Here is a 23131-nt window from a genome sequence, read left to right as displayed (position 1 = left end):
CTGGGTGCGCTGGTTGGCCAGCGCGTCAAGAAGCCAACCAGCTCCAGCAGTCTAGGACCAAGGCGAGAGGGGCGACGTGGAGAGAATCACCGAATCCGTCGATTGCGCGCTGTGCCATATGCCGGCGTCGCGCTGGGCCTTGCGGCAGGCCTCGGATGGCTACATGTACGACTGCCCGGCCTGCGGCGGACGCTATAGCATTGGCAAGACGGCGTTTAAGCGCGCGACAAGCGACGGAGTTCCGCCCGATTTATTGCAGGCAATGCGCCAGGTCATTGTTCGTGGCGACATTCCGCGGGTTGCTGTCATCGGCGGCATATGGGAATGGCCCCCGCAAATGATGGGACGGCAGGACGCGGATGGCGACCTCTGAAATGCTCCCATGGGATGGACGCTATGCGTTATGAACCTGAACTGCTGGAAACGCATCCTCTGGACCGGCCTATCTTCATCGCTGCAGCATTACGCGGCTGGCGTCTGCAGCGGACCGCGGATGCGTATGCGCTGTACCAGCGGAGGGGCGAGACGCTCGTTCTGTTGGCCGATGGGTTGAGCTTCAAGGACGTGGCAAACCGTTTTGGCGCGGCAGGGACCACAACTCTGCGCCAGGCCGTGGAGCGAGACGGCCTGATATGGCCGGACACCTTTGAGGAATTCTTGGCGCTGGCCAGCAAAATTTGACATGGCGATAACTGACTACGCTCCATTGGGGTGCTCAAACAAGCACCAAGGAGGGCGCGAACAATGAAGCGACGATTCTTCCTGCTGTTGTGGTGGGCTACGACCCTATGGCTAGCTGCGGTGGTGTTTGGCTGGTGGTTTTGGTTTTCGACGTACGGCAGCTGGCCGGTGCGCTCAACGCTCGTTCCATACGACTATGTGTACGAAGGTTTCATGCCACGCGTGTTTATCCGCTCGTGGCCATCGCCGTAGCCTATGCCGCATGCTTCGTCGGGTATGGGAAACCGTACCGGCCGCCACGCATGAGCGATTTCCTGAAGCAGCAGTAGATAGATTGAAAAACGCCCCCTCGGGACAACCTCAAAAAGGAGGTCGCTATGGAACCAGCCGACGAAGAAGAAATCCGGCGAGCCCTGTTCCCGGATATGACAACCGAGGAATACCGAGAGATGGTGCGGCGGAATCGCGCCGAATTTCAGCGCCTGCCACCGGAGCGCCAGGCGCGGATCCGCGCCACGGTTGGCACCTGTGCGACCTGCGGCTATCCTGACGAGGACGCCTCGCAACCGCCGGGTAAATCCCCCATATGGCAGTGCCCGGCGTGCGGCCGGGCGTTTTACACGTCCGAGGAATGACGAGGGCAAAGCGCCGCCTGCGGGCGGCTTCTTCGTCGCCGTGGCCCATGCCGATAACTGATTGTTATCGGCAAGGCGCGTCCGAACGGCAAACGACACTTCCGGCCACAGACAGCGCCGCCAGAGAAGCCGCGACCATTTCACCCCAGCGGGATCATTCCTGCCAATGCGCACCGCCTGAGCGGGGAGGCCCAAAGAACTGCCGTTCCCACTCGCGTCTCTCGGCGACGCATGGCTCGCCGGCCAGCTCGCGCCTAAAGATGTCCAGGATGAATTCGGTGGAGTTCGCACAGCCGCCGTCCAACGCCACCTGGAGCTGATTGGCGCGCAGGATCAGTAGGCGCAGCCGGTGGATTTCCCATAGCAGCTCGCGCACCTCTGCGGACGGATTGCGTTCGTAGATGGCGCGCAATTGGGCGGCGGTCAGCCGGGGGTATTCGTATTGTGAGGAACCGGAATTAGCTGAACTGCATTCTACGAAAAATCAATGACTTAACAGCTAATTCCGTCGCCGCTCGGCCGTCTTAAAACCGGAATTAGCCGGACTGCCGTGACCGACAAGCGCGAATTAGCTGGACTGCCGTGCACGCGCAGTTTTGCGCATATTTCACAGATTTCCATCCCAGGCCGCCAAGTGCGAACTCGTTCGTTATCGGTAGCCTCTGCCGGTTCTCATCGGCGCTTGCCGACCGTGGATTCAACCCGTCGATGCAAACGGACATTCATAACGTTTGCACTCGAGCGGCGCCCGTCTGGCGCGCGCTCGCCGTCTGCCGTGCACACAATTTACGGAGTCAACCGCCGGCCCGGGATATTGGCTGCTTCTGCGCGCCGGAACTAAAAGACGGTGCACCAGGCTGTTAGACAGCCTATCTTCTCTCCGCCTTGCTGCCCTTCCCAGGAAGTCCCACCGGAAAGTCAGGGGCCTCACCTTTAGGCGAAATCTGGCGTACTGACAATCCCCGTTCCTTCCTCCATTCGTTGAACTCGGTCAACGTCTTGTTTCCTTTTGCAAGATTGCAGCGGGAACATGCCAGCGTGAGGTTATTTGGATTGCTTGTGCCCCCTCGTGCAACTGGCGTAAGGTGTTCGACTTCGCCTTGCCTGTTGAGAGGCAAAGCACAAAATCGACAGGCGTCCGCAAGCTCCCGGCGAATTGCCTCGATGTCCTCGACGGTATAGTCTCCACCCCCTTGCAGATTGCGCTCCCGGCGAAGCCTATTCCTTTCTTGCACTAGGTCAGGATTGTTGGCCGAGTGTCGGGCTGTGTTCGCGGCCATACAGGTGCGGCAAGAGTTGCGAAATCCAATGACGACTTCGCCGTTTGCCTTGCGGTTCTTGAACTGACCGAAATACTCGCGCGTGACGGGCAGCATCTTCCCGCAGTCTTTACATTTCTTTGCTTCGCTCATCAATTGCCTCCTGCCGCTTCCGGGGCTAAAGGATACCGGCAATTTGGTGGTGTGCGCGCCAACAGGCGGTCAGGTCCCGGCGCGCGATTGCAGCGCGGGGCGGCATGACGAGGCGACAGGTACCTTGACGCACGCCGCACTCCCGCCGTTTTACGGCATGCGGGCTGGCGCTACACCCTCTCGACATCCTGTTGCCCGATCCTTCTGTGCCGTTCGAGGCTTCCACAACTCGGTGGCGGAGATCGTACGGGCCGTCCACGACCCTTAACTGCCGGTGAACATGTAAGCCAACTGTGGCCGCTCTTGAGCGTTTACCGGTCGTCGGAGGCGACGACGCCAGTCGGCGTCGCCTCTCCACGGAACGGCTTTCGCTTAACTGGCCGAGCAGGTGAAATTCTCAGCCTTGTTCATATCGCCCGTTCGCAAGAGGGCTGTCAAGCCGGTGGATGCGGCCGTCAGCCCGCGCAGAGAGGGGTGCAAAAAGGGAAGGCAGTTCAGCTACACTGCCAGTCGTTGCGAATCTAGCTCGCCAGGTAACCAAAATGAAAATCTTCGCTAAGGCTTCGTTATTAGCCATTGCCATGTTGGTGGGTAATGCCGATGCCATGACATTCTCCGCTCCGAAGCATGAGGCGTATGACGTCCTGTCATGGATCAATCGCGGGGGCGGCGAAACGAGAATCTACGCGGACGGTGAGATTGCCTCGTCCACGGCGATGGACTTTGAGCGGTTCGTCAAGGCAAACAATATAACCTCCGCGACCGTGCTGTTTAATTCCCCGGGCGGATCCCTGTTTGGTGGCATACAACTCGGCACCAAAATCCGCAGCCTCGGATTCGACACGGGCATCGCGACGTATTCGCAAGGCCAGATGGTTGAACGGGGATATTGTGCGAGCGCGTGCGCCTACGCATTTGCGGGCGGTCGTGGGCGATACTTCTCAGGCAAGGAGACAAAGCTCGGGCTTCATCAGTTTTCGGCCAAAAGCACAACGATAGACAATGGCACGAGCCAGGAAACGAGCGGTCTCATCGTGGCATATCTACAGAATATGGGCGTCGATGCCTTGGCATTTTCTGCGTCAGCCTCAGTGCGTCCTGAGGGCATTCTTTGGTTGACCGCGCAAGATGCGGCGAAGCTGCGATTCTCGAATAACGGGACACAGCCGGCAACCGCGGAGCTGAAACAGGCGCAAGGTGCAACCTATTTGAAAGTGGAGCAGGAGTATACAAACTGGAGTGCCCGTTTCCTGTTCACGTGCTTTGATGGAAAAATGGGGTTGGGCGGTGGGCTGGTCACCACTGAAGCGGATGCCAAAGGTAAATTCGAGTGGGCCACAAACTCGTATTTTACGTTCGACGGAACAGAGATTCAGCCTCAGAGAAAGGGGGCCACTGCGCAGGGGCTCCAGCGCAGGGAGTCCGTCGTGTGGGTACATCGGGAATTGCTATCCGCCGAAATGCGGACCTTGTTATCATCCAAGACCATTACCGCCTGGATTGCCGCGGACGGGGCCGTGGGATACACGGCCGCAGTCGACATCAGCGGCGTCAAGGGAAAGATTCAGGACTACGCGAAGAACTGCTACACCGCCAGGCGGTGAGTAGTGGAGGACTGGCGGCGAAGGGCTCACTGCTGCGCGATGGAACGCACGAACTCGCCAAGCGGCTTCGTCGCCAGGAGAGCTCCCGAAAGGAAGATGGGACTTTTCCTCCCTGTTCTATTGAGTGAGAAGTTGTAGGGCGTTTCCGGCTCGATGTTGCTGGTACTGGCGGGCCAAGCCATCCCCCCATTGGTATCGACCAGTGTGCCGTTTTTGTCGAACGAGCTCACGTCGAGGGCAACCCTGCATGCCACCGAGTTGCGGTTGACAAGGGTGCCAACCAGGAATCCGTCCTTGTTGACGGTCGGCTCCCGAAGAAGCGGTCATTCGAATGACGCAGGCGGCCACGCTTGCGACGACAGCTCGTGGCCGATCTCTGCCTTCGGTCGGGGCCCGGCAGGGGCCTGGCCCATTGACCCCAGCTTGCCGGTGACACATTCAGTTCCAGCGCCATATTCGCGATCACAGGTGAGATGATGCCCCCCTGGGGTGTACCCGCCCGTGTCTCGAACAGAGATCCCTCATCGATGTACCCGGCCTCCAGCCATTTGCGCAGAACCGTCTTATCCATCGGGATGTGTTCCAGAACCCAGGGATGACTGAAACTGCCTTCGCCAGGTGGATTGACACATATACTGTCGCAACGGTGAAACTTATAATACGGTCTACGTATCCGCGCCCTGCAAGCTCGACTGTCGTAGAGTCTCGAGCACGCTTGGCCGATGAGCCGCCCTGCGATAATTAGTAATCGACGGAATCCAGTAGAATTCTCGACCTAGTTTGGTAGGTCTGCAAGACTTTTCGAAAGAATAACGAGAACAGGTCCACATAATCAGGGGAGCGCTGGTACAGAATGCACACGCACTACGACAACCTGAAGGTAGCGCGCAATGCGCCGCTGGCTGTCATTAAGGCCGCCTATCGCGCACTGAGTCAGCAGTATCACCCGGACAAGAGCACTCACCCGGATGCGGATCGAATCATGAAGGACCTTAACGCTGCATTCGCGGTCCTTGGCAACGAAGTGGCGCGTGCGGAATACGATCGCAAACTGGCTGCCGAAGAGGCATCGATGAGGCACCACAGTTCAGCTAAGTCACAGCAACCGCCAAGGCCTGCCCCGCAGCAAGAACAGGAAGCAGAAGCGCGTCATGCGCGAGAGGAAGCCGCACGTAAGCGCAGGGAAGAGACCGCTACTCGCATGCAGGAGGACGCCGAGCGTGAACGGCGTAGGGAAGAGGCCGCTGCTCGCATGCGGGAGGAATCCGAGCGCGAACGCAGGGAAGCTGCCGCTGCTGGCATGCGAGCAGCGCCGGCGTATGAGCCGCGATACAACCCGAAGCCGAAGGAAGAAAGTCAGGGAATCAGCGGAAGCGTCTCTGCTTGCTTGATTGGCATTTCTTTGCTAATCGCGATCTGTTTTATGCCATCAAGCAAGAGAAACGCATATGACCCCGTAGGGGCATCCGGCTCGCAGCCGGTGACCATTCCGCCGACGCTACTCGCCCAAGCAACGGAAGTGGCGAATGCCCCCTCCCAAGGGGAAGATCGACTCGGCGTCGCGGGTGCCAATACCGTCAATTCCCCAGTAGCGTACGACAGCGCGGAAAACACGCGACCGTTCCAAATAACCGGCTCTGTCATTTCTGCAAGTGAACCAGAACATCGCCTTGACGTCGCCGGCAAAGCATTGGAGGAGCAGTTGGCGTGCAGGAGACCGCCAAATCCTGGAGACATTATTCGAGGGATGCTGAAGGCCGGCCTTCTCAAGTATGTCGACGGTTATGATGGCATCCCGGTCTTCGAGCCATCCGGGCCGCTTACCGTCTTTGGGAGGCGCGTTACCTACTTGGCCGGTTGGCAGTTTGAGGCCAATGGCAAAGTCGCCGATCCCTTCTCTCGCGGCCCTGGAACATCGCCACCACTGTTCCTTGCCGTCTCGTTCCGTGAGTCGCCTGAAGCCATTCCCTACAAAGCGTACGCGCCTCGGGGGGCTGATGGAATGCTGATCAATAGATTCTTTTCATCAATCGACCAGGGCATATTGGCGACCTCCGTTACCGGCAGAACCGGCAGTACGATTCATTGCTACGGAGATTAGAGCGCCTTCTGCAGTTCCGTGTGGGACGAGCTGGGGGTAGTCCGGCTATTCCCGGCTCCCCACGGCGCTTCATGCTGATGATCACGCCTACCAATGGGGCGGGCCTTCGGCGCTCCGAGGACCGGTTTGCGGCGAGGAACTGACGCCTGAGCATCCGGTCGACGGTAGGAGCGAATGTCGCCTCGTGGCCGACAACGGTCCTCCCTGGCGCGCCGAACCTCGGGCTGGAGCCGTTTGGGCCGGCATCTTATCGATCTTGCGATGCCAGCCGCCATGCCGGAATTCCGTCGTCAAAACTATCGAACCACTCCCGGATCGCGTCGGCCACAATGCTTGGATCGCAAGTGGCGGCATCCGGAACGCATGCCTGAATGAGATCTTCGACGTCAAAGCGTCGTTCCGCCCGAGCCCGCCAGGCGTCGCGGTTGCGGGCGAGGATAGTAAGGTGCTGGTCGCGGATCGGGATGTAACGCATGGCAAGACACGGAATGGAGTTCCGTATTGACGGCCGCCTCGCCGACTTCTTGAGCCACGCCCAGTGAGCAAAGGGCGAACCGACCAACAGATCCTGGCTCAGCGTCGGCGAGAATTGCACGGCAGTCCAGCTAATTCCGGATTTCCAGTCCAGCAAACTGATCTGTAGTCCAGCTAATTCCGGTTTCCTACAGTATTTTCCGTCCGGCCCGATAGGGAATTTCTTCTTAGGCATAACTGTATGAATATACAGTGTGCGCCGGCTAACCGGCAAGGAGTAAAGGGTGAAAGTCCCTGACAGCAGAAGATTTAGCGAATCACACTGTCCCCGAGTCATGCGTTGCGGGCCGCGAGGCACGCAGCGAAGCGTTGACAGGGGTGCGTATAGGCCAGCCATTGAGCCGCGAAAAGCATATTCAGTCCCGAGTGCCGACGTACTACTGTATGCGGAAGGCAACACGGGTGGGCGCGCTTGCGCGAGCGTCCACTCGACTCGGCGCGGTCTGAGACCCTGGCATGTACGTACGCTCCTTGTGCGGGAACCGGGAGATCTCCTGACTGGCCCGCGGTGGTGGTATTGCTGCGCGGTCCGCATCGGGAAGGCGAGGAGCCGAAGCCGATGATGAACGGTCAGGAGAAGTCGGACTTCCCCATAGTAGCGACGAAGCTGGCGAACAAGTCCGGGCAACCGGAGGCGGAGTCGGTGGAGCCAAGGGGGGAGGCCAAGGGGAACATGGACTGGTCACGCACGTCCCGGACGCTGAGCCGGTTAAGCGTGTCCCAGCGATTGGTCCGTGTGCGGGAAGCCGCAAGGCAAAGGAAGAAGGAGCGGTTCACAGCGCTGTTCCACCTGATCGACCTTGAGTTATTGCAGACGTCGTTCTTCTGGCTGAAACGGAAGGCGGCGGCGGGGGTCGATGGGGTGACATGGAGCGACTACGAGCAAGACCTAGAGGCAAACCTGAGCGACTTGCACGGGCGCCTTCACCGCCAAGCCTACCGGGCACAGCCCAGCCGCCGGCAGTACATACCGAAGGCGGATGGCAAGCTGCGCCCACTGGGCATTGCCGCGCTGGAGGACAAGATCGTCCAGCGCGCGGTGGTGGAGGTTCTCAACGCGGTCTATGAGACGGACTTCCTTGGGTTCTCGTATGGGTTCCGGCCAAAGCGCAGTCAGCACGATGCGCTGGATGCACTGGCCACCGGAATAGCGCGTACCAATGTGAGCTGGATACTGGACGCCGACATCAGCCGGTTCTTCGATACCGTCAGCCATGACTGGCTAATCCGGTTCTTGGAGCACCGCATCGGCGACCGGCGCGTGTTGCGCCTGATTAGCAAATGGCTAAAGGCTGGTGCGATGGAAGATGGGGTGGTGTCAGCCACCGAGGAAGGTACGCCACAGGGGTCGGTCATCTCACCCTTGCTGGCCAATATCTACCTGCATTACGTCTTCGACCTCTGGGCGAACCGGTGGCGAAACCGCCGTGCCGAGGGGAACATCATCATCGTGCGATATGCCGACGACATCGTTGTCGGTGTCGCCAAGGCTTATGACGCCAAGCGCTTTAAGCGTGACATGCAGCAAAGGCTGGAGCAGTTTGCGCTTGAGCTACACCCGGAGAAAACCCGCCTGATCGAATTCGGTCGCTTTGCAGCCGAGAACCGAGCTAGGCGTGGGGCGGGCAAGCCCGAGACCTTCAACTTCCTGGGGTTCACCCACATCTGTGGACGGGCCAAAGACGGCAAGTTCATGCTCAGGCGGCGCTCCCGGCGAGACCGGATGCAGGCCAAGCTAGGGGAAATCAAAGAGGAGTTGAGACGCAGATGGCATCAGCCGATCTCGGAGCAAGGGCGCTGGCTGCGGCGTGTGGTGCAAGGGTACTTCAACTACCACGCCGTGCCGACAAACACCCCAACCCTTCACGCCTTCCGGGCACACGTGACCGACCTCTGGCGGCGGGCGCTACGGCGTCGCAGCCAGAAAGACGGCACCACGTGGGCTCTGATGAAAAGGCTGGCAAGGGACTGGCTGCCCCCACCCCGAGTCCTTCACCCATGGCCCGTTGTGCGGTTCACCGCCAAATACCCGAGGCAGGAGCCCGGTGCGTGAATTGCGCACGCCGGGATCTGTGCGGGGGGTGCTCAGTAATGGGCATTCCTACCGCGACATTAGAGGGCCAACCGATTGCTGGGGTTCGTTCGCGCGGCGTGTATGTTCTCCTGACTGCGACCCATGCGACGCCTTGGCCGCGACAGCGAGGGCAGGCCGGTGCTGCCCGAGCCATCGGAGGTTGATCGAGTGATGCGGCAGGCGGCGCGCCGCTGTGGGGCTATGGTCTCCGCGGCTGTGAAGCGTGCGAAGCGGCGACAGATAGTGGTGCGCCTGGCGGGCTGCACACTGGATATCACACCAACGGTGGCGCTGCGCTGCGCGCAGCGTCTCCTCGGGCGCGGCATCGCCAGGCGGGCCGCGCGGGCAGCGTTCGGAACACCGGGGCGCACAGCGTCCGACAAGAGCGCCGTGACAGCCGTGCATCTCGCCGCCTTGGAGCAGGAGCTGGCGGCGGAACTCGAAGCCTTGGGCGACGATATCGATGCCGCAAAGGACGGAATAGCTAGCGCATGGCGCGACTCGCCGGAGCGCCTGGCCATTCTGGCGGACTGGTCCACCCAACAAGCGGCAAGGATTCGGGGCGCGGCGGAGTAGGGCCTATATAAATCGACTATGCATCGCCAAGCGCGACCATTTCACCCCGGATGGGATTCGTGCGGCCCACTCCCGGACGCTGGCTGAAAATTAACTCGCGAGTAGGAGCTGAGGCAATTCGTCACCGCTACGGCCAGAGGGGAGGGAAGTCGGAGCCACCGGAGTCGGCGAGGGATAGAGCACCAGCCCACTGCCACCCTCCGCTTCGCATACGCGAAGCCCGGGGTAGACGAGTTCGACACGTTTGAGGGATTCGATGAACTCGCTTCGGAAGTCTCGAAGTCGACCGTAGTTAGACCCGAACTGCTGATACAGCTGTTCCCAGGTCGGGCGAGCCGGCTTGGTCAGCTTGAACATCCGGTAAGCCAGCCACTGATAAATATCGAGATCCATCGGCGAGCGCTGGAGGGCGGAAACAGCTCGCAGATCCACTGGAATGCAGTGAGTCGTGATCTCGTTGAAGAAATTTTCCGTGAGGGTGATTTCGGACCCGAACAACGAACCCTGTTGCGACGCCTGCTCATCCGGGTCAAAAAAGAGGGAGTATTCGTCTGCAAAGTTGAGAAGATCGGTGTGCTTGAGCTTTGCACTGAGAATGTCCGCTCGCTTGCCCGTGGCAAGATGGGCTGGAAGCGTTACAAACGCAGCACGGCTCTGCAAAAAGCGATCCGCTTGTTCGATCAAGGCTTTGCCCGCACCGCGCTTGCCTCGACTCCGATCAATGTTCAGCTTGCGGCAAAACTCGGCGAACGTACCACCGGTATGAATCTTCCGGCTGCCCGTCCGAAGCGCCTCTGAAGTCAGCCACATGACAAACAGGCGCGGGTAGATGCCGTAGGGAATCCCGTTGATGCCGCCCTGTATCCAAAGAGCGTAGTTTCCGTTGTGCCTGAGCCAGGCGCCGTTGATCAACTGCTCCGGCTTCGGATTTCGGTATGGCAGAGAAGCAGAGACGAGGCATTTCGCGCCGAACCCCACCTCATCACTTCCGGGCTTGCGAGCAGCGATTACGCTTGACGCTTGAATGATCTTTTCGCCCGCACAGACCTTTGTTCTCGCTTTGGCGGCGGGCGCAACCAGTTCCAGTTCGACCATACTGAATTCCGTATCGATGCTATGACACGTAAACGATAGAGGGAGGGAGGCGATATGTCAAATACTGTGCTTTCACGGCTTGGCCGGGTGTTGGTGTCGTTTGCCATTTCATCCTAGAGCTTTGCCAGGCACGTCAGAGGCAGATACTTTAGGGATCAAGCACTTACACACGCACGCGTGCGTTGAAGAGCCTACCCCACCAAAGTTGGGTAGGCGTGGCATCTTCCCGCCAGAGAGTATGGGTCGAAGACACAAGTGCCTTCTCGGAACCACTAGGGACTGAGGGACGTGTCAACCACCACTATGAGCAATTCGACCCTCCTCGACATCGCCCGTCACTTCTGCGTGAGCGACATCGCCAGCGCGACCATCCCGGCAACCCGCCTCAGCAATATCCTAAACAGCATGCATCATGGGCGACCGCTCACGGAACTGTCCCTGAAGTTCCTGCAGGAGCAGAACCTCGTCGGATTGCACCTGTTGGCGACCGGCCAGATCACCTATGAGGCGTTCATTGCGGCCTCCAGCCTCGAGCTGCAGGCCCGGATTCAAGCCGCCGAAACAGAACGCCAGACCAAGGAAGCCGAACTTGTGGCTCGAGAGGCGGAGTGGGCAGCAAAATACAAGCGCGAGTGCGAAGCAGCGGAACTCGCCCGCAAAGTCCGCGAGAGCGATCCCAAATACATCGCCAAGATGAAGAGTCAAGCCCTACGCAGAAGGTACGGGATGGACTTCATTGAACAGCCTCTGTTCGCACGGATGATGGACATCCTCAAGCGTATCGACTCTGGCAGTCGCCTGACCGTCGACGACTTCATCTGGCTCACTACCGCGGCAACGGAGCACTTCACGGAAGAGTTGCAGTTTACCTACCACCTGCGCGAGGCCGAGTTCTTCGCTGACGAGTACCGTCGCACCCAAGACCCGTGGAACGCGGTCAATGCCAGCGGCCACTATCGTAAATGCAATCAGACGGATGCGGCGCTCGAACTGCTCGACAGCGTGCCGGCCAACCGTCTCAAAAACCCTAAGACCAAGGCAGCCATGTGCACCACGCGCGGCGGCGTCATGCGCGACATGGGCCGGCTGAACGACGCTTGCCAGCTGGGCGAGCAGGGACATGCGTTACAGCCGCAGGACTTCCGTCCATGCACCCTGCTTGGCGCCGTGCATATGGAAATGGGTAATTTTGGCGAAGCCCGCAACTGGTATGCCCAGGCTGAGGAGCGCGGCGCTAGCGAGCGAACCATCGACTCAGATCTGCGAGGCATCTTCCTAAGAGGGGACAAGGCGAAGCGCGAAGCCATGAAGGCTTTCCTGCTGACGGAAGATCCGAACCGATACCGCTGGGTGAATGACAAACGGTACCGGAGCACTCAGTGATTCGCGGTCAGCTTGAAAGCCGTTGCACTGGCGAGCCTCAACCCCGTCGTTCGATAGCTGCTGGCCGGGCGGCTCATGGGTAGCTTCGGCCATTGAATTGGCAAAGTAGCGGCGGGAGCAATGGCTCGGCCGTGTCGGCTACCAAGGTAAAATGCCGTAACATTTTTTTTGCTGCAAGACACCTTCTGATTGGCTCCCCTCTGCACGTCTGAACGGTTCGGAATCCAGAGATAGGCACATCCACTGACGTCATGAACCACCAAGCTCTCTCATCTTTCATCTGGTCCGTAGCTGACCTGCTGCGTGGCGACTACAAACAATCCGAGTACGGCCGAGTCATCCTGCCTTTTACCGTGCTACGTCGACTGGACTGTGTTCTCGAGTCCACCAAGACGGCGGTACTAACCGAGTTCGATGCCAAAACCAAGGCCGGCCTGAATCCAGACGCATTCCTGACCCGCAAGGCCGGACAGTCCTTCTACAACACATCCCCGCTCGATCTCGTCAAACTGCTGGGCGATCAGGACCACATCCGGCAGAACCTCTACGCCTATATCCAGGCGTTCTCGCCAGCCGCGCGCGACATCTTTGAACGCTTCGATTTCTATACCCAGGTCGAACGGCTCGCCAAGGCCAACTTGCTTTATCTGGTGACCGAGAAATTCGCCAATATCGACCTGCATCCGGCCACCGTGGACAATGCCCAGATGGGGCTGGTTTTCGAAGAGCTGATTCGCAAGTTTGCCGAAATTTCCAATGAGACCGCCGGGGAGCACTTCACGCCGCGGGAAGTCATCCGGCTCATGGTGAACTTGCTGTTCATCGAAGACGACGATGTGCTCACGCCTGGCAATGCCGTTGTCCGTACCATCTACGACCCCACGGCCGGCACGGGCGGCATGCTCTCGGTGGCCGGCGAGTACCTGCTGGAACACAACCCGGCCGCGCGCCTGACCATGTTCGGCCAAGAACTCAACGACGAGTCCTACGCCATCTGCAAGGCAGACATGCTCATCAAGGGCCAAGACGTCGCGAACATCGTTGCAGGCAACACGCTGTCAGATGACGGGCATGGCGGACATAAGTTCGACTACATGCTGTCTAATCCGCCGTTTGGTGTCGAGTGGAAGAAGGTCGAGAAGGCCGTGCGCACGGAGCACGAACAAAAAGGCTTCGACGGGCGCTTCGGGCCGGGCCTGCCGCGTGTGTCAGATGGCTCGATGCTGTTCCTGATGCACCTGCTTTCGAAGATGCGCCCCGCGCAGGAGGGCGGCAGCCGCTTCGGCATTGTATTGAATGGCTCTCCGCTGTTCACTGGAGGCGCGGGCAGCGGCGAGAGCGAAATCCGCCGTTACGTGCTGGAGAACGACCTGGTGGAAGCCATCGTCGGTCTACCGACTGACATGTTCTACAACACGGGTATTTCTACGTACGTGTGGATTCTGTCGAACAAGAAACCTGATGACCGCAAGGGCTACGTTCAGCTCATCGATGCCTCTAGTTTTTGGCAGAAGATGCGCAAGAGCCTGGGCAGCAAGCGCAAGGAGCTTGGCGACGACCATATCGCCATGGTGACCAGGCTGTTTGGCGATTTCCTTGAGGCTGATCTCGCAACAGTGCTGGACGCTGAGGGCAAGGAAGTCGGCCGTTATGTAGTGCCGGCCACAGCAGACGCACCTGGGGTGCCTGCTGGAGGCCAGGTCAAGCTGACGCCTATCTCTCGCATTTTTAGCAACGAAAACTTTGGCTACACCACAATAACTGTTGAGCGACCACTGCGCGACGAGCAAGGCCAGGTGGTACTTGGTGTCAAAGGCAAGCAAAAGGGCAAACCGCAGCCTGACAGCGCCTTGCGAGATACCGAGAATGTGCCGCTGACTGAGGACATCCACGCCTACTTCAAGCGCGAAGTGTTGCCACATGCGTCGGATGCCTGGATAGACGAAGAAAGGAGCAAGATTGGCTACGAAATACCGTTCAACCGGCATTTCTACGTGTTCGAGCCGCCCCGCGACTTGCATACCATCGATGAAGAGTTGAAGGCTGTTTCGGCCAACATCATGAAGATGCTCGAGGAGCTTGCAGAATGAGCTTGCCGAGATATCCCCAATACAAGGACAGCGGGGTGGCCTGGCTGGGTCAGGTGCCGGCCCATTGGCAAGTGCGACGGCTTGGCTTCTATTTCGATGAGCGTCGCGAAAAAGTCAGCGACAAGGACTATCCAGCCCTTTCGGTTACTAAAGCCGGGGTCGTCCCTCAACTCGAGACTGCTGCCAAGACGGACGATGGCGATAACCGAAGGAGAGTCTGTACAGGCGATTTTGTAATCAACAGCCGCTCCGACCGAAAAGGCTCGGCGGGCGCCTCAAGGCTCGAAGGGTCAGTCTCGCTCATCAACACGGTCCTTCAACCAACGGGTGGCATTGATATTGAGTTCGCTCACCATTTACTCAGAAGCATTCCCTTTCAGGAGGAATTCTACCGGTACGGCAAGGGCATAGTTGCCGACCTGTGGAGCACCAATTACTCGGAGATGCGCAACATCGTGTTGGCGCTTCCACGCCCAGAAGAACAATCCGCCATCGCCACCTTCCTCGACCGTGAGATCGGCAAAATTGACACGCTGATTGCGGAGCAGGAAAAGCTTCTCGCCCTGCTGGCGGAAAAGCGCTTGGCGACCATCTCCCACGCCATCGCACGAGGCCTCAACCCGAACGCGCCGATGAGGGATTCCGGCGTGGCTTGGCTGGGGGAGGTTCCGGCACATTGGCGAGTTTGTCCCATCAAGCATCTTGCTCGAATTGGCAACGGCTCGACACCAAATCGCGACAACCCTGACTACTGGGCAGAGGAAGGTTATCCGTGGCTAAATAGCTCCGTGGCTAACCTCGATGAAGTAACGCAGGCTGACCAATTCGTTACACGCCTCGCCTTGGATGAATGCCATTTGCCGATTATTGAACCCCCCGCCGTTTTAGTTGGCATCACAGGTCAGGGCAAAACACGGGGTATGGCGACGAAGCTCATGTTTGAAGCCACCGTAAATCAGCATCTTGCCTATATCAAGCCAGAGCGTGAACTCATCGTTCCGTTCTTGCTTCGCGTCCTTGAGAAGGCCTATGGGCATTTGCGCACAGAGAGCGATGGTGCGGGTAGCACTAAAGGCGCAATCACATGTGAGCAACTCGGACGCTTAGCAATCCCATTGCCCGACACGCAAGAGCAGGATTCCATTGCCGCGTTTCTCGACGCCGAAACCTCCAGGCTCGATGCGTTGAAAGCTGAAGCCGAGCGCGCCATCGACCTGCTCAAGGAACGTCGCAGCGCCCTGATTGCCGCCGCCGTCACGGGCAAAATCCACGTGCGCGACGTGGTGTTGCAGGAGCTGGCCGCATGAGCGACATCCAGTTGTTCCACCTGTCAAATGGCACTGCAAACGAGCTATCGAGCCAAGCAGCGAAGCTGGAGAAGCAACTGCAAGGCCTCATTGAGACGAACATGCCGACTTTTCTCGGCGTGCGTTTTCTGGCCAGCGAATACGCTACGGGCAAGACCCACAGGGGCCGTATTGACTCGCTGGGTATCGATGAGAACGGCTGCCCCGTCATCATCGAGTACAAGCGCCACAGCAACGAGAACGTTATCAATCAGGGTCTCTTCTACTTGGATTGGCTGCTGGATCACCAGGCGGAGTTCCGCTGGCTGGTGATGGAAAAGCTTGGCAAGGACGTGGCCGAGCAAATCGAGTGGGCCGGCACGCGTCTGCTGTGTATTGCGGCCGACTTCACACGCTATGACCAGCATTCTGTGCAGCAGATTCCGCGCAATATCGAGCTGATTCGCTACAAGCTGTTTGGTGACGACCTGCTCCTGCTGGAACTGGTGAACGCCCAGAGTGTTCCGGACGCTACGGCGGCTAAGCCGGCAGCAGCTGCAGTAGTTTCCGAGGTGGACAAGCCAAAGCCGACAGGCAAAGACAAGTCCCTGGAAGAGCAGCTTGCGCTGGCCACGTCCGAGATTCGCGAGTTGTACGCGCAAACAACTAGCTTCATGACTGCGTTCGGCGACGACGTGCAGGAAAAGCGCCTGAAACTCTATACCGCCTTCCGGCGGCTGAAGAACTTCGCCTGCGTGATTGCCTACCCGAATCGCCTACTCATTACGCTCAAGCTCGACCCGGCGTCGGTTGTGCTTGAGGAAGGCTTCAGTCGCGATGTCAGCCAGGTCGGTCACTGGGGGACCGGTGACCTCGAATTGACCCTCTATAGACTGGCGGACCTCGAACGAGCCAAACCATTGATAGAGCGCAGTTACGCCGAAGGCTAAGAGGCGGCCCTTGCCTGCCATTCCAAGAACATTATCGAATGCATACGGGTCAAGCATGAGCAACCTGCACCAGGAACACCACTTCGAAGCGGAAATCTGCCAGTCCCTGGCGGCCAACGGTTGGCTCTACGCCGACGGCGATGCCGCGCACTATGACCGCGCTAACGCGCTTTACCTGCCTGACCTGCTGGCGTGGATTGAGGCGACTCAGCCCGACACGTGGCAGCGCCTAGTAAAAACTCACGGCCCGGCCATGAAGGAGCGCTTGGCTGAACGGGTGCGCAAGAGCCTGAACGAGCGCGGCACATTGGACGTGCTGCGCCGTGGCGTAGAAATGCTGGGGTTGAAGGAACCGCTCTCGCTGGTGCAGTTCAAACCGGCGCTCGCCATCAACCCGGCCATCCAGCAGCATTACGCCGCCAACCGCCTGCGCGTGGTTCGGCAGGTGCGGCATTCGCCGAACCACGCGCAGGACGCACTGGACTTGGTGCTGTTCGTCAACGGCATCCCGGTCGCCACCGCTGAGCTGAAGTCGGACTTCACGCAAAGCGTGCAGGATGCGGTGGACCAATATCGCTTTGACCGTCATCCCCAGCCCAAGGGCGGGCAGGCGGAGCCACTACTGAGCTTCCCTGGCGGGGCACTGGTGCACTTCGCCGTGAGCCAGGCCGAGGTCATGATGACGACGCGACTGGCCGGTCCGGCCACGCACTTCCTGCCGTTCAATCGGGGCAATGTCGGCGCGGCGGGCAACGCGCCGAACCCCGACGGCTTCGCCACGGCCTACCTGTGGGAAGAGGTATGGGCGCGCGAGAGCTGGCTCGACATCTTGCACCGCTACCTGATTAGCAAGCGCGACGAGAGGAAGCAGCCAAAGACCGTCATCTTCCCGCGCTATCACCAGCTCGATGCAACACGCAAGCTAGTGGCCGATGTGCTGGCGCAGGGTCCTGGCCAGCGTTACCTGATTCAACATTCGGCGGGCTCGGGTAAGACCAATTCGATTGCCTGGACCGCACACTTCCTCGCCGACCTGCACAACGCCGAACACCAGAAGATGTTCGACAGCGTGCTAGTGGTGTCGGACCGCACGGTGCTCGACGCGCAGCTGCAGGAAGCTATCTTCGATTTCGAGCGCACGACAGGCGTGGTGGCTACCATCACCAACGAGCACGGCAGCAAGAGCGCACAACTGGGTCAGGCGCTCAAGGATGGTAAGAAAATCATCGTCTGCACCATCCAGACCTTTCCGTTCGCCTTGCAGGCGGTGCAGGAGCTGGCGGCAACCGAAGGCAAGCGCTTCGCGGTCATCGCCGACGAGGCCCACAGCTCACAGACCGGCGAAGCGGCGGCCAAGCTTAAGCAGCTGCTGTCGGCTGAAGAATGGGCCGAGCTGCAGGATGGCGGTGAAATCGACACCGAGGTGGTATTGGCCGCCCAAATGGAGGCACGCGCCGGGGCCAAGGGTCTGACCTATGTAGCCTTCACTGCCACGCCCAAGCAGAAGACGTTGGAGTTATTTGGTCGACCTGGCCCTGACGGGCTGCCGCAGCCCTTCCACGTGTATTCGATGCGCCAGGCCATCGAAGAAGGCTTCATTCTCGATGTGCTGAAGAACTACACGACCTACAAGCTCGCGTTCAAGCTGGCCCATGATGGCCAGGAATATGACGAGAAAGAGGTCGAGCGTAGTGCTGCGATGAAAGGCATCATGCAATGGGTACGACTGCACCCATACAACATCGCGCAGAAGGTGCAAATCGTCGTCGAGCACTATCGCGAGAATGTGCAGCCCCTGCTGGAGGGCAAAGCGAAGGCCATGGTCGTCGTGGCCAGTCGCAAAGAGGCCGTACGCTGGCAGAAGGCCATTCGCGCCTACATTGAGAAGCGCAACTATCCCTTGGGCGTGCTGGTGGCATTCTCCGGTGAAATCGACGACCCTGAGAGCTTCCCGGCACCGGTGTCCGAGACCAGCAAGGAGTTGAACCCCGGCCTCAAGGGGCGCGACATTCGCGATGCTTTTGCTGAGCCGGAGTATCACTTGCTGCTCGTCGCCAACAAGTTCCAGACCGGTTTTGACCAGCCGTTGCTATGTGGCATGTACATCGACAAGATGCTCGGCGGCATCCAGGCCGTGCAGACGCTTTCGCGCCTGAACCGCGCCCATCCCGGCAAGGACACTACCTATATCCTCGATTTCGTCAACGAGGCTGGCGAAGTTCTGAAGGCATTTAAGACGTACTACGAGACCGCCGAATTGGAGGCCACCACCGACCCGCATCACGTCTATGACCTACGGGCCAAGCTCGACGCCACTGGCTACTACGATGAGTTCGAGGTCGACCGAGTGGCGAAGGTGGAACTGGACCCGAAGGGGACGCAGGGACAATTGAGCACCGCCATTGCACCGGTGGCGGACCGCCTACTCAAGCGTTACAAGGCGGCACAGCAGGACAAGACCGCCACCGAGGCTCAGCACGACGACAAGGCCGCCCAGGCGGCCAAGGACACGCTCGATGCGCTGGTACTCTTCAAGAACGACATGGGTGCGTTTGTGCGCCTATATGCTTTCCTATCGCAGATTTTCGACTACGGTAATACCGATATCGAAAAGCGCTTCCTGTTCTTCAAACGGCTCATCCCGCTGCTGGAATTCGGCCGCGAGCGCGATACCGTCGACCTGTCCAAAGTGGTGCTGACCCATCACAGCCTGAGGAATGCGGGCCGCCAGCCGTTGAGCCTGAATTATGGCGAAGCGCCAAAGCTGCCGCCAATGGATGCCGTCGGCAGTGGAGCCGTGCAGGACAAGCAGAAGGACTTCCTTGACGAGATCATCCAGAAGGTCAATGGCCTGTTTGAGGGCGACCTCACCGATGACGACCAACTCGTGTATGTGAATGGCGTGCTCAAGGGTAAGCTGCTAGAGAACGAGACGCTCGTGCGGCAGGCCATGAGCAATAGCAAGGAGCAGTTTGCCAACTCCCCCGACCTGAAGGACGCGCTGATGCACGCCGTTATGGACGCGTTGGATGCGCATACCGCCATGAGTACACAGGCACTCAGCTCGGAACGAGTCCGCGAAGGGCTGAGAGATATTCTGCTCGGGCCCGCACAGCTATACGAGGCGCTGCGTGCCAGATCTGGTGGATCGCCGACAGCGCAGGCATAGGTATTGATGGCTATTTGCCGTTCGACCTCCCCGCCCTGGGAGCCAACCAGCCACTGCGTGCCGTGATCAAAGAGGTATCCGACGAGCGTTCGATGTTTCTGGATGCCGTCAACTACCCTTGAGGGCCAAGCGGAGATTTGGATATACCTTGGCAAGGCCCGGGGTGACCGCGTACTCGTAGAACATGACGCCGGGCTGTGGTTCACTAGCACTTACGACAAATTCGTCGCTGTCGGGAAGATGCACGACATATCCCACGAACTTGCATGACTCCGGAAACCCCATGCTGGCTCTTATGGATTCAGGAGTGGGTAGAACCATCCTCGCTCAGCCATCAAGTCCACGATGTTACCGAATTGGATCTGCGGCGAGTCGCGCGCCCCAGGCCACAAATCCGTGGTGAGCGGCGAAGCTAGAGGACGAACATAGCAGCAGCATCGAGGCCAGGAATCTCGTCCTGTCGCATCACCAGGCCGAGGCGTTCTAGCACTGCATCCGCCATCTCGTCCTTATGGTTCCGCTCCGGCTGCGGATTGAGCCGACGATTAGCCGCGCCGGCGATCAAATCGGCCAACTGCACCAGCGGACTCTTGCGCGACGAGATGGTGGCGATCTCGGAGATGGTTGCTTGCTCCGGGAAGTCGCGCTGGAAGTGTGCGGCGAGGGTATTCTTCATTTCCGCCAGCGCAATGCCGTCCAGCGACTGTTCCTCATCAAGCGTCACGCGCACATCGCGTGGTAGGGCAACGCGTCGATTCTCAACTTCATGTCGGAGACCCTGCGACAGCATGTGCTCGTGCAATTTCGCGACCACTTCTTCGATGCTTCGTCTCGTGCGGGCTCGCTCAAAGGCGATGAGTTTGAAGCTTAGGAATTCTCGGTGGGCCTGGATGGTGTCGAGGTATTCGAGAAGCGTGGCCATGTCACCCTTGCCAAACCGGGCAAAGTGGATTTCCCGCGCCGCCCATGCCGATGCGGATTTCGGTGAAGGTGATCAGCGGTTTCGGCGAACGTGATCAGGGAAGGAAGGTGGTACTGCGCGGTCAGGAGATTGTAGCGTAGGTGATCACGATGCCCGTTTATTGGCGTCGGTTGCCGTGCGCTTGCGCATGGATTCGCCTTTGAGCGACACCTTGTGCGCCTGGTGGACCAGCCGGTCCAGGATGGCGTCAGCCAGCGTCGGATCATTCAGCCACTGGTGCCAATGCTCGATCGGGAGCTGGCTTGTCACGATGGTCGAGCGGGTGCCGACGCGATCGTCCAGAACTTCCAGCAGATCGCCGCGAGCGCTTTCAGAAGGCTCCTGTAGGCCCCAGTCGTCCAGCACCAGGACATCGATGCGCGCGAGTTGTGCCAGGCGGCGGGTGAAGCTCCCGTCGCCGTGGGCGATCTGCAGCTCCTCGAACAGTCGAGGCACCCGCAGATAGAGAGCAGAGAATCCCTGCCGACAGGCCTGCTGGGCAAACGCACAGGCCAACCAGGACTTGCCGGCACCGGTCGCCCCGGTCAGGATGAGGCTCTGAGCGTTGCGGATCCAGTCGCAACTGGCCAGGGTAGCGACCAGCCGCTGATCAAGGCCGCGGCTGCCGTCATAGACCACATCCTCAAGGCATGCCTGGGTGTGCTTGAGCTTGGCAGTGCGCAGCAGCCGCTCCAGGCGCCGGGTGTCGCGCCAAGCAATCTCCCGGTCGACCAGCATGGAGAAGCGTTCCTCGAACGGCAGGCTGGAGCTGGCAGTCAGGACAGACTGTTCCTCGAAGGCCCGTGCCATCCCGTCGAGCTTGAGGGCCTTGAGCTGGCCGACTGTGTGTTGCATCAGCATAGTTTTCCTAATGGTAGTAGTCGGGTCCGCGCACGTTGTCGTGCATGGGGGAATGCCACTCGGTTTGGGATACCGGCAGAGTGGCTTGCCGGTCCAGATGGTTTTCAAGGATGGAGACCACCGACTTACGCGTGAGCGAGCCAATGGCAACGGCGCGGGCGCAAGCGGCTTCGAGTCGGTCGTTGCCGTACTTCTTGGCCAGACTTAGCAGACCCAGGCAGGCGCGATAGCCCATCTCAGGATGGCTCTTGTGGGTGAGCTGGTATTGGACGATGACGGCGACGCTGGGCCCGATCGAGGCTGCCCAGTTGAGCAGCCGGCCTGGCGTCCATTCGAGGTGGGCTCGGTGCGCCACCGGCATATGTTCCTTGACTGTGCTGTGGCTGCCCTTGCGGGTATTGCGCGCGTGCAGCGCCACGCGCTTGCCACCGTACAAGATCTCGATGGTGTGGCGGGTCACGCGGGCCTCCACCGCCTTGCGCACCAGGGCATGCGGCACGCTGTAGTAGTGGCCGTCGATCTCGACGTGGTAATCGACGTTGACGCGGCACTGCTTGAATGTTGCAACTTCGTAGCGCCGCGGCGGCAGCGGTCGCAGCACTGGCCGGTCCAACCGCTCGAACCACTCCCGGCGCGTGCCGGGCAGCTTCTTGAACGGTCGGTCGTTCAGGTCGGCGACGAGCTTCTTGATAGCCTTGTTGAGCTCGCCCAAGCTGTAAAAGCGGTGGTTGCGCAGCCGCGCCAGGATCCACCGCTCGACGATCAGCACGCCGGTCTCGACCTTGGCCTTGTCTTGCGGTTTGCGCGGCCGTGCCGGCAGCATGGCCGTGCCGTAGTGATGAACGAAGTCTTCTGCAGTTCGGGACAGCACTGGCTCGTATCGGTCAGGGCGAGCCACCAGCGCGCGCGGGTTGTCCGGCACAAGCAGCTCGGGCACGCCGCCGGCGAATTCCATCGCGCAGACCATTCCCCCGATCCAGTCGGCGGTGGTCTGCCCCCGGGTGGCGCACGCGTATGTGTAATTCGACGCGCCAAGCACGGCGACGAAGATGCTGGCTTCGAAGGCAAGGCCGCCCTCTGCATCCAGAATCGGCACCATCTGACCGGCGAAGTCGGTGAACAGCTTTTCGCCGGCGCGGTGCTGCTGGCGCATGGACCGCTTGAGTGTCGCTGCCCAGTCCCGGTAACGGCAGCAAAACTGCGTGTATTGGTAAATGGGAACCCCTGGATTCGCCTCCAGGTATTCCTCCCACAGCAACTGCAGGGTCACGCCCTTGCGGCGCAGCTCGCGATGCAGATGGGGGAAGTCCGGCGTCACCCGCCCGCCCGGGGTGTTGGCCGGCTTCTGCGCGCCGAACAGCCGCTGCTCCAGCGTATCCTCGTTCAGGCTGTCCGCCAGCGGCCAATCCAGCCCCGCTGCCTTCGCCATCGCCGCGTACTGCGAAACGGCGCCAACACTCACACCCGTCGCCCTAGCGATCTGCCGGTGCGAAAGGCCACACGCCCACTTCAGGCGAAGCACTTCCTTGATCTTGCGCATGGTCATCCGGTTGGCCGGCATCAGCTTGCTTCCTTGGAAAAAGGATGCAGCGTATCGCCGGCGTTCTAGTCCATGCGCAGTCCCACCCCCCAGCCCTTGCCCGGCCCCATTACGGTGCGTGATCACCCGTTTCGGCTGCTTGATCACCTATTTCGGCAACGTGATCACTCGTTTCGGGA

At 59.7% G+C, this 23131-nt stretch carries 20 protein-coding genes and 1 pseudogene; 12 read left to right on the top strand and 9 right to left on the bottom strand.

Annotated features, from left to right (window positions below; all coding sequences use genetic code 11):
• The first annotated feature begins 76 nt into the window (after window positions 1-76).
• The 3 genes from E0W60_RS34050 (at window position 77) to E0W60_RS34040 (ending at window position 1316) form a co-directional block, all read left to right on the top strand.
• Window positions 77-373, top strand: a complete 297-nt coding sequence (locus E0W60_RS34050; RefSeq protein ID WP_135707245.1) for a hypothetical protein — start codon at window positions 77-79, stop codon at window positions 371-373.
• Between the two features lie 23 nt (window positions 374-396).
• Window positions 397-681, top strand: a complete 285-nt coding sequence (locus E0W60_RS34045) for a hypothetical protein (protein ID WP_135707244.1) — start codon at window positions 397-399, stop codon at window positions 679-681.
• Between the two features lie 377 nt (window positions 682-1058).
• The gene (locus E0W60_RS34040) at window positions 1059-1316 is read left to right on the top strand and encodes a hypothetical protein (protein WP_135707243.1); all 258 of its coding nucleotides are present in this window, start codon (window positions 1059-1061) and stop codon (window positions 1314-1316) included.
• A gap of 154 nt (window positions 1317-1470) precedes the next feature.
• On the opposite strand, the gene E0W60_RS34035 is transcribed toward E0W60_RS34040, so the two are convergent.
• Window positions 1471-1728: a hypothetical protein gene (locus tag E0W60_RS34035; protein ID WP_135707242.1), complete on the bottom strand. Its 258-nt coding sequence runs from the start codon at window positions 1726-1728 to the stop codon at window positions 1471-1473.
• 457 nt (window positions 1729-2185) lie between these two features.
• The gene (locus tag E0W60_RS34030) at window positions 2186-2728 is read right to left on the bottom strand and encodes an HNH endonuclease (protein ID WP_135707241.1); all 543 of its coding nucleotides are present in this window, start codon (window positions 2726-2728) and stop codon (window positions 2186-2188) included.
• A gap of 542 nt (window positions 2729-3270) precedes the next feature.
• Here E0W60_RS34030 and E0W60_RS34025 point away from each other — a divergent pair.
• Complete coding sequence (locus E0W60_RS34025) at window positions 3271-4332, top strand: hypothetical protein (protein WP_135707240.1); 1062 nt, start codon at window positions 3271-3273, stop codon at window positions 4330-4332.
• A gap of 26 nt (window positions 4333-4358) precedes the next feature.
• Here the strand turns inward: E0W60_RS34025 and E0W60_RS34020 are convergent, their stop codons facing one another.
• Together E0W60_RS34020 and E0W60_RS37895 are read right to left on the bottom strand one after the other, a co-directional pair.
• Window positions 4359-4562, bottom strand: coding sequence for a hypothetical protein (locus tag E0W60_RS34020; RefSeq protein ID WP_135707239.1), 204 nt, complete (start codon window positions 4560-4562; stop codon window positions 4359-4361).
• Between the two features lie 212 nt (window positions 4563-4774).
• Window positions 4775-4939: pseudogene (locus tag E0W60_RS37895) on the bottom strand (group II intron reverse transcriptase/maturase); the annotation flags it as partial.
• A gap of 246 nt (window positions 4940-5185) precedes the next feature.
• Here E0W60_RS37895 and E0W60_RS34010 point away from each other — a divergent pair.
• Window positions 5186-6433 (top strand): J domain-containing protein, encoded by a 1248-nt coding sequence (locus tag E0W60_RS34010; protein ID WP_135707238.1) that lies wholly within the window; start codon window positions 5186-5188, stop codon window positions 6431-6433.
• Window positions 6434-6680: 247 nt separating this feature from the next.
• Here E0W60_RS34010 and E0W60_RS37890 read toward each other — a convergent pair whose 3' ends face one another.
• Complete coding sequence (locus E0W60_RS37890; protein WP_240746124.1) at window positions 6681-7142, bottom strand: hypothetical protein; 462 nt, start codon at window positions 7140-7142, stop codon at window positions 6681-6683.
• Between the two features lie 384 nt (window positions 7143-7526).
• On the opposite strand from E0W60_RS37890, the gene ltrA reads away from it, so the two are divergent.
• Both ltrA and E0W60_RS33985 read left to right on the top strand, forming a co-directional pair.
• Complete coding sequence (gene ltrA / locus E0W60_RS33995; protein WP_167884684.1) at window positions 7527-9020, top strand: group II intron reverse transcriptase/maturase; 1494 nt, start codon at window positions 7527-7529, stop codon at window positions 9018-9020.
• Between the two features lie 123 nt (window positions 9021-9143).
• A complete protein-coding gene (locus E0W60_RS33985; protein ID WP_167884683.1) occupies window positions 9144-9617 on the top strand; it encodes a hypothetical protein in 474 nt (157 codons plus the stop codon).
• A gap of 90 nt (window positions 9618-9707) precedes the next feature.
• On the opposite strand, the gene E0W60_RS33980 is transcribed toward E0W60_RS33985, so the two are convergent.
• The gene (locus E0W60_RS33980; protein WP_135707235.1) at window positions 9708-10712 is read right to left on the bottom strand and encodes a replication protein RepA; all 1005 of its coding nucleotides are present in this window, start codon (window positions 10710-10712) and stop codon (window positions 9708-9710) included.
• Window positions 10713-11015: 303 nt separating this feature from the next.
• Here E0W60_RS33980 and E0W60_RS33975 point away from each other — a divergent pair, with 303 nt between their 5' ends.
• From E0W60_RS33975 to E0W60_RS33955, 5 genes are all read left to right on the top strand, one after another.
• Window positions 11016-12095 carry a hypothetical protein gene (locus E0W60_RS33975; protein WP_135707234.1) on the top strand — a complete coding sequence of 360 codons (1080 nt, stop codon included), beginning with the start codon at window positions 11016-11018 and terminating at the stop codon, window positions 12093-12095.
• A gap of 251 nt (window positions 12096-12346) precedes the next feature.
• Window positions 12347-14185, top strand: a complete 1839-nt coding sequence (locus E0W60_RS33970; protein ID WP_135707233.1) for a type I restriction-modification system subunit M — start codon at window positions 12347-12349, stop codon at window positions 14183-14185.
• Window positions 14182-15492, top strand: a complete 1311-nt coding sequence (locus E0W60_RS33965) for a restriction endonuclease subunit S (protein WP_135707232.1) — start codon at window positions 14182-14184, stop codon at window positions 15490-15492. Before E0W60_RS33970 ends, E0W60_RS33965 begins: the two co-directional genes overlap by 4 nt.
• Window positions 15489-16421 (top strand): DUF5655 domain-containing protein, encoded by a 933-nt coding sequence (locus E0W60_RS33960; protein WP_135707231.1) that lies wholly within the window; start codon window positions 15489-15491, stop codon window positions 16419-16421. The genes E0W60_RS33965 and E0W60_RS33960 overlap by 4 nt, the downstream gene beginning before the upstream one ends.
• Window positions 16422-16476: 55 nt before the next feature.
• On the top strand, window positions 16477-19590 hold the full coding sequence (locus tag E0W60_RS33955; protein ID WP_135707230.1) for a type I restriction endonuclease subunit R: 3114 nt from the start codon (window positions 16477-16479) through the stop codon (window positions 19588-19590).
• 412 nt (window positions 19591-20002) lie between these two features.
• Here the strand turns inward: E0W60_RS33955 and E0W60_RS33950 are convergent, their stop codons facing one another.
• From E0W60_RS33950 to istA, 3 genes are all read right to left on the bottom strand, one after another.
• On the bottom strand, window positions 20003-20512 hold the full coding sequence (locus tag E0W60_RS33950; RefSeq protein WP_135707229.1) for a DUF3800 domain-containing protein: 510 nt from the start codon (window positions 20510-20512) through the stop codon (window positions 20003-20005).
• A 144-nt stretch (window positions 20513-20656) separates the two neighbouring features.
• Complete coding sequence (istB, locus tag E0W60_RS33945; protein WP_135707228.1) at window positions 20657-21412, bottom strand: IS21-like element ISRme9 family helper ATPase IstB; 756 nt, start codon at window positions 21410-21412, stop codon at window positions 20657-20659.
• A 7-nt stretch (window positions 21413-21419) separates the two neighbouring features.
• A complete protein-coding gene (gene istA, locus E0W60_RS33940; RefSeq protein ID WP_135707227.1) occupies window positions 21420-22973 on the bottom strand; it encodes an IS21 family transposase in 1554 nt (517 codons plus the stop codon).
• Window positions 22974-23131 lie beyond the last annotated feature (158 nt).

The sequence above is a fragment of the Cupriavidus oxalaticus genome, assembly GCF_004768545.1.
GTDB classification, from domain to species: domain Bacteria; phylum Pseudomonadota; class Gammaproteobacteria; order Burkholderiales; family Burkholderiaceae; genus Cupriavidus; species Cupriavidus oxalaticus_A.
This window is presented reverse-complemented; position numbering and strand designations above follow the sequence as displayed.